This window comes from Comamonas sp. MYb396 (assembly GCF_037479555.1).
In the GTDB taxonomy this organism is placed as follows: Bacteria; Pseudomonadota; Gammaproteobacteria; order Burkholderiales; family Burkholderiaceae_C; genus Comamonas.
The window spans coordinates 61,457-73,166 of record NZ_JBBGYU010000007.1; the positions used below are offsets into that span (position 1 = coordinate 61,457).

Sequence of the window (11,710 nt, forward strand, 5' to 3'; positions counted from 1 at the left end):
GCTTTATTCGTTGGTGACGGCTAAGACCTCTTCCAGTGAGGTCAGTCCCTTTTTGACTTTGTGCAGGCCTGATGTGCGCAAGGAGCGGACATTTTCTATGTCGGCTTGCTCGGCAATTTCCAGTGCGCTGCCATCGCGCAAGATGATGCGCTGTGTTTCTTCAGAGATGGGCATCACCTGGTAGATGCCCAGGCGGCCCTTGTAGCCATTGTTGCAGGCGTCGCAGCCGACGGGCTCGTAGGGCAGCCAGGTGCCATCCAGATCCTCTTCCTTGAAGCCCGCTTCCAGCAGCGCTTCATGGGGGATCTCGGTGGGACGCTTGCAGATGGGGCAGAGCTTGCGTGCCAGGCGCTGCGCGGTGATCAGGATCACGCTCGACGCGATATTGAAGGGCGCGATCCCCATATTGCGCATACGCGTCAAAGTGGTGGGGGCGTCGTTGGTGTGCAGGGTCGACAGCACCAGGTGACCGGTCTGCGCCGCCTTGATCGCGATATCGGCCGTCTCCAGGTCCCGGATTTCGCCGACCATGATGATGTCGGGATCCTGGCGCAGAAAGGACTTGAGCGCGGTCGCAAAGGTCAGGCCAGCCTTTTCATTGACATTGACCTGGTTGACGCCTGGCAGGTTGATTTCCGAGGGGTCTTCCGCAGTCGCAATATTGACCGCTGGCGTGTTGAGAATGTTCAGGCAGGTGTAGAGCGACACGGTCTTGCCCGAGCCGGTGGGCCCCGTGACCAGGATCATGCCGTAGGGGCGCTTGATGGCGCTGAGCAGGCGCTCCTTCTCTTCGGGCTCATAGCCGAGCGCATCAATGCCCAGCTTGGCGCTGCTCGGATCGAGAATACGGATCACGATCTTTTCGCCAAACAAGGTGGGCAAGGTGCTGACCCGGAAATCGATCACCCGGTCGGCGCCGATCTTGAGCTTCATGCGGCCGTCCTGCGGCACGCGCTTTTCCGAGATATCCAGGCGCGAGATCACCTTGATCCGCGATGCCAGCTTGTCCTTGATGCCCGGTGGGGGCGAGGCAATTTCACGCAGCTCACCATCGATGCGAAAGCGGATGCGGTACTGGTGCTCATAGGGTTCGAAGTGCAAGTCCGATGCGCGCATATTGAAGGCATCGATCAGCATCTTCTGCAAAAACTTGACGATGGGCGCGTCTTCGACCTCGTCTCCGTCGTTGCTGGCAGTATCGGTGTTCACCGACTCGTCATCAATCTCGAATTCATTGAGATTGACATCGCCGGTGATCATGTCCTGGATGTTGTCGCCACCCTTTTTCGCAACGGACTCCAATGCCTTGACCAGCTTGGCATGCTCTGCGATCACCCAGTCCACGCTCAGCTGGGTGGAGAACTTGATCTGCTCGGCCACCGAGTGGTCGGTGGGGTCGGCGGTCACGACGATCAGCCGGTTGCCGCGCTTGGCCAGCGGGATGATCTTGTTGCTGAGTGCCAGCTTGCTGTCGAGCAGGCCACTGGACAGGCGGCTCAGATCGATGGCATCGAGGTCGACCATGGGCGCGCCATAGACCGTCGAGATGATGGTTGCCACATCGCTGCCGGAGACCGCACCGCTGGCCACCAGCTCTCCAATGAAGCTGTTCTTGCTTTTGAGACTGGTGGCGTACAAGGCCTCCGCCTTGGCAACAGGAAGCTTTCCACTGGCCACCAGGGCTCTGGCAATGCCGGGAAGGGCGACGGCTTTGGGGGGGGTGTTGATGTCAGGCATGTAAAGGGAAGACGCCTATCGTCGATAGCCTCGCTGCGTAATCCGGCAAACTGTAGCAGTTGTTCGGAGATTTAACAAAGAAATGCATCCTGCAGGCCGCGCCACTGCAGTGGATCTGCGACAGTCTGCACGATACCCTTGGCCCATGCGTGCCCGCCTTGGCGCTTACTCTCTGCGGTCCAGCAACTGGGAGGCCAGCGTGGTCAGCGCCTGGGTGTAGGCATTGCTTGGCAACAAGGCCAGGCAGTCGATGGCCTCCTGGGCCTGCAGCGCAGCGGCTGCCCGCGTGGCTTGCAGCGAACCGGTGTCCTTGACGACCTGCACGATATGGGCCATGTGCGGCGTGGAGCCTTGCTCGATGGCGCTGACAATCATCTGCCTATCATCGGCGCTGGCGCGCTGCATGGCAATGATCAGCGGCAGGGTGACCTTGCCTTCGCGCAAATCATCGCCAATATTCTTGCCCATCACCGTGGTGTCACCGTCATAGTCCAGTGCGTCATCAATCACCTGGAAGGCCGTGCCCAGCGAGCGGCCATAGTTGGCACAGGCCTCCTCCAGCTCGGCGGGCGCCTCGGTCAGCACGGCGGCAAGGCGCGCGCTGGCCTCAAAGAGCTTGGCGGTCTTGGAACGGATGACGGAGAGATAACCGGCCTCGTCGAGATCGACATTGTGGGTGTTGATCAGCTGCTGCACCTCGCCCTCGGCGATGATGTTGGTAGCCTCCGACAGGATCTGCATGACGCGCATGCTGTCGGCATCAACCATCATCTGGAAGGCGCGCGAGTGCAGGAAATCGCCGACCAAGACACTGGCCGCATTGCCAAAGCTCTCATTGGCGGTGGGTTTGCCGCGCCGCATCGTGGACTCATCCACCACATCGTCGTGCAGCAAGGTGGCGGTGTGGATGAACTCGACCACCGCCGCCAGGTTGAAATGCTGCTCGCCCCGGTACTCCAGTGCGCCGGCCACCAGCAGCAGCAGTGCAGGGCGCAGGCGCTTGCCGCCTGCCGAGATGATGTAGTGCGATACCTCGCCGATCAGCGGAACGGAGGAGCTCAGGCGCCTGGCAATCACGGCATCCACCTGCCGCATATCACCGGCGACGAGGCTCAAGGGGTTGGACGGGTTGGGAGTGTTGGACTCGGACAAGGCGGCTATCTCGGCATTTTAGGGATACCGCATTATAGAAACGAGAGCAGCGACCCTTGCGGACATGCCCGCTTGTCCGTCTCGGGGATGCGTTTTCTGGCCCGATTGTGGTGCAAATGCGTGCAGGGTTTGCGTCTTTTTAGAGCCCGTGCTACAATCTTCGGCTCTTGCGAAATTTCTTTGCAAGCTATCCCCTTTTTAGAGGTTCTTATGTACGCGGTCATAAAAACCGGTGGCAAACAGTATCGTGTTGCTTCCGGCGAAAAAATCAAGGTAGAACAGATCGCTGCGGACGTAGGCCAAGAAATCGTGATCGACCAGGTTCTGGCAGTCGGCGACGGCGCAGAGTTGAAGGTTGGTACGCCCTTGGTGTCCGGAGCAACTGTGACGGTTACGGTAGTAGCCCACGGCAAGCACGACAAGGTGCGCATTTTCAAGATGCGTCGTCGTAAGCACTATCAAAAGCGCCAAGGCCATCGCCAGCAGTTCACTGAGCTGCAAATCGGTGCGATTGCAGCTTAACAGGAGCTATATCTCATGGCACAGAAAAAAGGCGGCGGCTCTACGCGCAACGGACGTGATTCCAAGCCAAAGATGCTGGGTGTGAAGGCTTTCGGTGGTCAATTGATCAGCGCCGGTTCGATCATCGTGCGTCAACGCGGCACCAAGTTCCACCCCGGCACCAATGTCGGCGTGGGCAAGGACCACACCTTGTTTGCTCTGGTGGACGGCCACGTGTCGTTCGAAACCAAGGGCGCTTTGTCCAAGCACACGGTGAGCATCACCAAGGCTGCTTAAGACAAGACAAGTGTCTTGAAGGCCTTCATTGGCCTTGTCCAAAGCCCCGCGCAGTCGGGGCTTTGGTGTTTTTGGGCCGGACCGCCTGGCGCCTCGGTGCGACAATAGCGGTTTTGGCAAGGCTGCATGTATCGGTATGCAGCAGAACAATTCCCGTAATTCCTGTACCAGGGCGGGTGGATAACGACCATGAAATTCGTAGATGAAGCGTTTATTGACATTGCAGCTGGCGATGGTGGCAATGGCTGTGTGTCGTTCCGCCATGAAAAGTACAAGGAATTCGGTGGCCCCGATGGCGGTGACGGTGGCCGCGGCGGCCATGTGTATGCGCTGGCCGATGTCAACCTCAACACCCTGATCGATTACCGCTACTCGCGCCGCCACGAGGCCGAGCGCGGCGAGCACGGCAAGGGCTCGGACATGTTTGGCAGCGCGGGCAAGGACATCACCCTGCACATGCCGGTGGGCACTATCATCACCGATGCGCAAACGGGCGAAGTGCTGTTTGAGCTGCTCAACCCGGGCGAGGTCATCACCATCGCCAAGGGCGGTGATGGCGGTTTTGGCAATCTGCGCTTCAAGAGCGCGATCAACCGTGCACCACGCCAGAAGACCCCCGGTTGGAAGGGCGAGCGCCGCAACCTGAAGCTGGAGCTCAAGGTGCTGGCCGATGTGGGTCTGCTGGGCATGCCCAATGCCGGCAAGTCGACCTTTATCTCGGCGGTCTCCAACGCCCGCCCCAAGATTGCCGATTACCCCTTCACCACCTTGCACCCCAACCTGGGTGTCGTGCGCGTGGGGCCGGAAAAGAGCTTTGTCGTTGCCGACATTCCAGGCCTCATTGAAGGCGCCTCGGACGGTGCCGGTCTGGGCCACCAGTTCCTGCGCCACCTGCAGCGTACGCGCTTGCTGCTGCATATTGTGGATCTGGCACCTTTTGACGAGGGCGTGGACCCTGTGGCACAGGCCAAGGCGATTGTCGGCGAGCTCAAGAAGTACGACGAAGAGCTCTACAACAAGCCGCGCTGGCTGGTGCTCAACAAGCTGGACATGGTGCCCGGCGACGAGCGCGTCGCCAAGGTCAAGGACTTTGTCAAGCGCTACAAGTGGAAGGGCCCCGTCTACGAGATCTCGGCGCTGACCCGCGAAGGCTGCGAGCCGCTGATCAAGGAGATCTTCCAGTTCGTGCACAAGATGCAAAAGGCCGAGCAGGAGCCCCAAGAGGTCGATCCGCGCTTTGCGGCAGGCGCCGAGCAGGATGCGCCCGACTACTCGGACGACCCGCGTTTTTCGTCGCCGGACTGAGCGGCAAGGCCTGCACCCTAGATTTCTCATTGTTGGATAGCTGCTTGCGCTTGCCAGGCGGGCGCAATGCCGGAAATAGCAAAAAATGGCATCGAATGTTCTGCGCGACGCACGTCGCATCGTCGTCAAAGTCGGCTCCAGTCTGGTCACCAACGAAGGCAAGGGCCTCGATGAAGGCGCCATCACCGAATGGAGCCGCCAGCTCGCCGCCCTGGTGCATGGCGAGGATGGGACCAAGCGCGAAGTGATCATGGTCTCCAGCGGCGCGGTGGCTGAAGGCATGAAGCGCCTGGGCTGGCTGCAGCGCCCCAAGGAAATCCATGAGCTGCAGGCCGCAGCGGCTGTCGGCCAGATGGGCCTGGTGCAGATGTACGAGACCAAGCTGCGCGAGCAAAACCTGGGCAGCGCCCAGGTGCTGCTGACCCATGCCGACCTGGCCGACCGCGAGCGTTACCTCAATGCCCGCGTCACCTTGCTGACCCTGCTGCAGCTGGGGGTGGTGCCGGTCATCAACGAAAACGACACGGTCGTCAACGACGAAATCAAGTTTGGCGACAACGACACCCTGGGTGCGCTGGTGGCTAACCTGGTGGAGGCCGATGCGCTGGTCATTCTGACCGACCAAAAGGGCCTCTACACCGCCGATCCCCGCAAGAACCCCGATGCCGAATTCGTGCATGAGGCACAAGCGGGGGATCTGAAGCTTGAAGCGATGGCGGGTGGTGCGGGCTCGGGCATTGGCAAGGGCGGCATGCTCACCAAGATCCTGGCGGCCAAGCGCGCCGCTGGCTCGGGCGCATCCACGGTGATTGCCTGGGGGCGCGAGCAGAATGTGCTGCTGCGCCTGGCCGCCGGCGAGGCCATTGGCACCCTGCTGGTCGCCGACACCCACAAGAACCAGGCGCGCAAGCAGTGGATGATGGACCACCTGCAGATGCATGGCTATGTGACCGTGGACGAGGGCGCTGCGCTGAAGCTGCGCGGCGAAGGCAAGAGCCTGCTGCCCATCGGCATGGTGAGCGTGCATGGCGAGTTCTCGCGCGGCGAGGTGATTGGTGTGCGCGATCCGCAAGGCGTGGAGCTGGCGCGCGGCCTGGCCAACTACAGCAGCGCCGAGGCACGGCGCCTGTGCCGCAAGCCATCGTCAGAGTTTGAGCAACTGCTGGGCTACACCGGCGAGCCCGAAATGCTGCACCGTGACAACATGGTGTTGACGGGGCATTGATCGGCACGCTCAGCCCGTTTGGCCCGGCAGGGCCATGCGGCGGCGGATCACATGAGCGCCGCGCAGGCACCAAAAAGCGTCCCAAGGGACGCTTTTTACATATGGCTACTGGTCAGCCGTTATCAGCCGTTTTGCTGCGGGTCATGGCCGGCATTGCCCGGGTCCGGGTCAAAGCTGGCGCCGGGCGGCAGCTCCATCTCCTGCATCATGCGCAGCGGCGAGTGGTAGCTCACCACCGTGGTGGTCGTCGTCACCGACACCTGCAAGGTCTCGGTCACCACGGGGTCTGGCTCATGCGGCTCACCATCGCGCGCACGCGCATTGCTGCGCAAATAGCGGTTGCGTGGGTCATTGCGAGGCACAAAACGCGACAGCTCGGTCAAGGCCATCTCGTAGACGCCGCGCTTGAACTCCACCACCACATCGAGCGGCACCCAGTAGTCATTCCAGCGCCAGGCATCAAACTCCGGGTGGTTGGTGGCGCGCAGATTCAGGTCCCAGTCGTGCCCTGTTAACTGGAGCAAAAACCAAATCTGCTTTTGTCCGCGATAATAGCCTCTGGCATCGCGGCGGATGAAGCGTTCGGGCACCTCGTACCGTAGCCAATCCCGCGTTCTAGCCACAATACGTACATGCTCCGGTCGCAAGCCCACTTCCTCATGCAGCTCTCGAAACATCGCCTGCTCGGGGGTTTCTCCACGGTCAATACCACCCTGCGGAAACTGCCAGCTATGGGTGCGGATGCGCTTGCCCCAAAACACCTGATTGCGCTGGTTGAGCAGGATGATGCCGACGTTTGGCCTAAAGCCATCTCGGTCCAGCATAATCTAACCCCAATTTTTTAAACTGTGTCCATTATGCCTGCGCCTTGAAGCCATCTTCAAGGGGGCAACTACTAGGTCCATTGTCATAGACTATGAAAGCTTCGCAATTTCTCATCTCGACCCTGAAAGAAGCGCCTGCGGACGCTGAAATCGCCAGCCACCAGCTGATGACGCGCGCCGGCATGATCAAGAAGCTCGGCGCCGGCATCTACAACTACATGCCGATGGGACTGCGCGTGATCCGCAAGGTCGAGGCCATCGTGCGTGAAGAGATGAACCGCGCCGGCGCCATCGAGGTGACCATGCCCGTGGTGCAGCCCGCCGAGCTGTGGCAGGAGACCGGCCGCTTTGACAAGATGGGCGCCGAGCTGCTGCGCATCCAGGACCGCCACGCGCGTGACTTTGTCATCCAGCCCACCAGCGAAGAGGTGGTGACCGACATCGCGCGCCAGGAGTTCAAGAGCTACAAGCAGCTGCCCAAGAACCTCTACCAGATCCAGACCAAGTTCCGCGACGAGCGCCGTCCCCGCTTTGGCTTGATGCGGGGCCGCGAGTTCATCATGAAGGATGCCTACTCCTTCGACAAGGACCGCGACGCCGCCCAGATCAGCTACCAGACCATGCGCGCCGCCTACAAGCGCATCTTTGACCGTTTTGGCCTGCAGTACCGCGCCGTGCGTGCGGACAGCGGCGCCATCGGCGGCGACCTGAGCGAGGAGTTCCAGGTGATTGCCGCGACCGGCGAAGACGCGATTGTCTACTGCCCCAACAGCGACTACGCCGCCAACATCGAAAAGGCCGAAAGCCTGGCGCCCACCCAGCCCCGTGCTGCGGCTGCGCAGCCCATGGCCAAGACGGCCACGCCTGGCAAGAGCACCTGCGCCGATGTGGCCCAGCTGCTGAACCTGCCGTTGGCCAACACCGTCAAATCGCTGGTGCTGGCCACCGACGAGACCAATGACAAGGGCGACATCCTGGGCTCGCAGGTCTGGCTGCTGCTGCTGCGCGGCGACCATGACATGAACGAGATCAAGGTCGGTAAGGTCGAGGGCCTGGCCAACTTCCGTTTTGCGACGCTGAGCGAGATAGAGGAGCACTTTGGCTGCCAGCCGGGCTACCTGGGCCCGATCGGCCTGCAAAAGCCCGTCAAGCTCGTGGTGGACCGCGATGTCGCCGTGATGGCCGACTGGGTCTGCGGCGCCAACCAGGCCGACTACCACCTGACCGGCGTCAACTGGGGCCGTGACCTGCCCGAGCCCAGCTTGGTGGCTGACCTGCGCAATGTGGTTGCCGGCGATCAGTCGCCAGACGGCAAAGGCGAGTTGGCGATCGAGCGTGGTATCGAGATCGGCCACGTGTTCTACCTGGGCACGAAGTACTCCAAGGCGATGAAGGCCACCTTCCTGGCCGAAAACGGCAAGCCCAGCGAGTTCGAAATGGGCTGCTATGGTATTGGCGTGACCCGCTTGCCCGCAGCCGCCGTAGAGCAAAACCATGACGAGCGCGGCATCATCTGGCCAGACGCGATTGCCCCCTTCACCGTGGTGATCTGCCCCATCGGCATGGACCGCAGCGAAGCGGTCAAGACTGCGGCTGAAAAGCTACACGCAGACTTGTTGGCCGCTGGCGTCGATGTGATACTGGACGACCGCGGCGAGCGCCCGGGCGCGATGCTGGCCGATTGGGAGCTGATTGGCGTGCCGCACCGGGTGGTGCTGGGCGACCGGGGCCTGCAAGAAGGCATGGTCGAGTACCAGCAGCGGCGCGACACCGCCGCCACCAAGGTGCCTGTGGACGAGGTGTTCAGCTTCCTCACCAGCCGCCTGGCCTGATGCGGGCCATGGGCTGCCAATGCAGCCCATGCCGCCAGGCGCCACACCACAATAGTCACAGAGGGATCGATCGAGGATGTCAGGCTCACGCATTGCTTTACCTGCGGGCGTATCACGCCGCGCGGCCATGGCATCGTTGCTGGCCGGGCCAGGCGCCTGGCTGGCTGCGCCGCAGGCTGCGCTGGCTGGTGGCCAGTTGGAAGAGCCCCTGATCGACTCGGTGCGCTCTGCGCTGACGGCAGCGATCGGCAGCGCCGCGCCACCGGAGCCGGTGTTTGTCTCGACCGAGGCCAAGATCGTCTACCTGCGCTGGCTGGGCGCGATGAGCGACCGTCTGCGCCGGCGCAAACCGGACTGGGAAGTGCGCCGCGACTTTCTGCAGACCGTCTGGTATGAGGCGCGGCGTGCGCGCCTCGATGAATCGCTGGTGCTGGGTCTGATCCAGGTCGAGAGCGGATTCCGCAAGTTCGCGATGTCCAATGTCGGGGCTCGCGGCTACATGCAGGTGATGCCGTTCTGGACCCGGGTGATTGGCGACGGCGACCCGGCCAAGCTGTTCCACATGCAGACCAATCTGCGTTTTGGCTGTGTGATTTTGCGCCACTACCTGGACCGCGAAAAGGGCGATCTGTTCATGGCGCTGGGCCGCTACAACGGCAGCCGTGGCAAGGACACCTACCCCAACCTGGTCTACGGCGCGCAGCGCCAGTGGCTGTTCGAGAACAAGGTTGAAGCCTGAAGACCTAGGCTGGCGCTGCAGCAAAAAGATAGCCACCGCATGCGGTGGCTTTTTCATGGGCGCTGCAGCCTGGCTCTGTCTTAGGCAACCAGACTGCTCGTGGGCGGCGGAACCGGCGAATCGGGCACCTTGTTCGGGTCCACGATGGTGACCAGCACCTGGTCGATGCGGTAGCTGTCCACGTCCATCACCTCGAACTGGTACTTGCCCCAGACCACCTTGTCGGTGCGGCGCGGGATGCGGCGCAGCATCACCATCAAGAAGCCGCCCAGGGTCTCGTATTCGTCGGAATGCGGCAGGTCGTCCAGCAGCAAGGTTCGCTCCACATCCTCGATCGGGGTGATGCCGTCGATTAGCCACGAGGTCTCGTCGCGCCGAACGATCAGCTCTTCATCGACCGGGCCCATCAAATCGCCCATGACGGTGCTCATCACATCGTTGAGCGTGACCACGCCGACCACCAGGCTGTACTCATTGACGATGATGGCGAAGTCCTCATGCGCCTGGCGGAACTGCTGCAGCACTTCGGCCAGGGTCAGCCGGTCGGGGATGACTAGGGCCTTTTTGACCAGGCCCTCATCGCGCAGCTTCATCGGCAGGTTGTTGAGCGCGCGCTGGAACAGGTCCTTGGCATCGACATAGCCGACCACATGGTCGATATCCCCGGCGCAGACCGGGTAGGTCGAAAAGGGTTCCTCGGCAATGCGGGCGCGGATGATGTCGTCGCTGTCGTCCTGGTAGAAGAAGGCGATGCGGTCGCGCTGGGTCATTGCCGAGCCGACGGTGCGCGTATCGAGCTCGAACAGATTGGCGATCACCTGCTGCTCCTGCGCGGCCAGCACACCGGCCTTGGCGCCGGCCTCGGTCATCGCCAGAATGTCTTCGTAGGTGATCTTTTCATCGCGGATCGTCGATAGTCCCAGCAGGTGAAACAGGCCATCGGCCGCCTTGCTGTAGAACCAGACCACGGGTTTGAAGAGCGTCATGCACCACTGCATGGGGCGCGAGACGCGCAGCGCCAGCGCCTCGGGCTCGGCCATCGACAGGCGCTTGGGCAGCAGATCGGCCAGCAGGATGAACAGCGAGGTGACCACGGTGAACGAGCACAGAAAACCGATGGTCTGCGCGGTAGCGGGCTCCAGCCAGCGGCTGGCGATGCCCGAGACAAAGGGGCTGAGCGCCCCTTCACCCACAATACCGCCCAAAATGGCCACCGCATTCTGGCCCACCTGCACCACGGTGAAATACTCACCGGGCTGCTCCTGGACCTTCATCACACGCTCTGCACGCGGGTCTCCGTCATCCACCATTTGCCGCAACCGCAGGCGGCGCGAGGCGGCCAGCGATATCTCCGCCATGGAGAAAAAGGCGCTGAAGCTGATCAGCAAGGCAATGACAAAGAGACTCTGCGTAAGATTCATAGACATCCGTGTGGGAGCAGTGCAGACCGGCTGCTCACATTGTTCGGCAAAAGCGGTGGCGGCGCGCGGGGTGCCGCCGGTTTGAATCAGAGTTCAATGGTCGCATGCCCGTCCGGCGACTGGCAAGTGCTTTTGGCAGCAGAGGCTGCAAGCCCACAGCTGGTGGGCGATGCGCGGAGATTGCTGCTGTGCCGAGCTTACCTTAGCCGCCCGGCTATGGCCGCTGGCAAGGCCATTGTGTGTCGCCATCGCGCCGCCATGCATCGCCGCTTGGCAGGGTAAATGGGCGCAAAAAAGCCGCCTCGGAAGGCGGCCCCTGGTTGCGGCTGGCAAGCTGCTGGCGCTAGGCTATCAGAGCGTGGCCACCAGTTGCTGCAGCTCACCCGACTCGTACATTTCCATCATGATGTCCGAGCCACCGATAAATTCACCCTTGACATACAGCTGGGGGATCGTGGGCCACTGGCTGTAGTCCTTGATGCCTTGGCGGATCTCGGGGTCTTCGAGCACGTTGACGGTGGTCAGACCACGGGTCTCCACGCCACTGGCTTTGAGAATCTGAATGGCACGGCCGGAGAATCCGCATTGCGGAAAGCTGGCTGTTCCCTTCATGAACAGCACGATGTCATGGCCTTTGACCAGCTGGTCGATGCGTTGTTGGGTATCGCTCATGGATG

Annotated in this window: 10 protein-coding genes and 1 pseudogene; 6 read left to right on the forward strand and 5 right to left on the reverse strand. The window is 61.6% G+C overall.

Features of this window, described 5'->3' with window-relative positions; translation table 11 throughout:
• Window positions 1-3: 3 nt before the first annotated feature.
• Both pilB and WH265_RS16575 read right to left on the reverse strand, forming a co-directional pair.
• Window positions 4-1,737 (reverse strand): type IV-A pilus assembly ATPase PilB, encoded by a 1,734-nt coding sequence (gene pilB, locus WH265_RS16570; RefSeq protein ID WP_339559007.1) that lies wholly within the window; start codon window positions 1,735-1,737, stop codon window positions 4-6.
• 165 nt (window positions 1,738-1,902) lie between these two features.
• The gene (locus WH265_RS16575; protein ID WP_021027812.1) at window positions 1,903-2,832 is read right to left on the reverse strand and encodes a polyprenyl synthetase family protein; all 930 of its coding nucleotides are present in this window, start codon (window positions 2,830-2,832) and stop codon (window positions 1,903-1,905) included.
• Between the two features lie 267 nt (window positions 2,833-3,099).
• Here WH265_RS16575 and rplU point away from each other — a divergent pair, with 267 nt between their 5' ends.
• The 4 genes from rplU (at window position 3,100) to proB (ending at window position 6,217) form a co-directional block, all read left to right on the forward strand.
• A complete protein-coding gene (rplU, locus tag WH265_RS16580; protein ID WP_027011098.1) occupies window positions 3,100-3,411 on the forward strand; it encodes a 50S ribosomal protein L21 in 312 nt (103 codons plus the stop codon).
• A 15-nt stretch (window positions 3,412-3,426) separates the two neighbouring features.
• Window positions 3,427-3,687: a 50S ribosomal protein L27 gene (gene rpmA, locus WH265_RS16585; protein ID WP_021027814.1), complete on the forward strand. Its 261-nt coding sequence runs from the start codon at window positions 3,427-3,429 to the stop codon at window positions 3,685-3,687.
• 189 nt (window positions 3,688-3,876) lie between these two features.
• On the forward strand, window positions 3,877-4,992 hold the full coding sequence (gene obgE, locus WH265_RS16590) for an Obg family GTPase CgtA (RefSeq protein ID WP_312988113.1): 1,116 nt from the start codon (window positions 3,877-3,879) through the stop codon (window positions 4,990-4,992).
• 85 nt (window positions 4,993-5,077) lie between these two features.
• On the forward strand, window positions 5,078-6,217 hold the full coding sequence (gene proB, locus WH265_RS16595) for a glutamate 5-kinase (RefSeq protein WP_339559008.1): 1,140 nt from the start codon (window positions 5,078-5,080) through the stop codon (window positions 6,215-6,217).
• Window positions 6,218-6,500: 283 nt separating this feature from the next.
• Here proB and WH265_RS16600 read toward each other — a convergent pair.
• Window positions 6,501-7,041: pseudogene (locus WH265_RS16600) on the reverse strand (RNA pyrophosphohydrolase); the annotation flags it as partial.
• A 92-nt stretch (window positions 7,042-7,133) separates the two neighbouring features.
• Here WH265_RS16600 and WH265_RS16605 point away from each other — a divergent pair.
• Window positions 7,134-8,873, forward strand: a complete 1,740-nt coding sequence (locus WH265_RS16605) for a proline--tRNA ligase (RefSeq protein ID WP_339559009.1) — start codon at window positions 7,134-7,136, stop codon at window positions 8,871-8,873.
• Between the two features lie 127 nt (window positions 8,874-9,000).
• Window positions 9,001-9,612: a lytic transglycosylase domain-containing protein gene (locus tag WH265_RS16610; protein WP_232539431.1), complete on the forward strand. Its 612-nt coding sequence runs from the start codon at window positions 9,001-9,003 to the stop codon at window positions 9,610-9,612.
• Between the two features lie 80 nt (window positions 9,613-9,692).
• On the opposite strand, the gene WH265_RS16615 is transcribed toward WH265_RS16610, so the two are convergent.
• Together WH265_RS16615 and grxD are read right to left on the reverse strand one after the other, a co-directional pair.
• Window positions 9,693-11,033, reverse strand: coding sequence for a hemolysin family protein (locus WH265_RS16615; protein WP_339559010.1), 1,341 nt, complete (start codon window positions 11,031-11,033; stop codon window positions 9,693-9,695).
• 351 nt (window positions 11,034-11,384) lie between these two features.
• Window positions 11,385-11,705: a Grx4 family monothiol glutaredoxin gene (gene grxD, locus WH265_RS16620; RefSeq protein ID WP_021027821.1), complete on the reverse strand. Its 321-nt coding sequence runs from the start codon at window positions 11,703-11,705 to the stop codon at window positions 11,385-11,387.
• Window positions 11,706-11,710 lie beyond the last annotated feature (5 nt).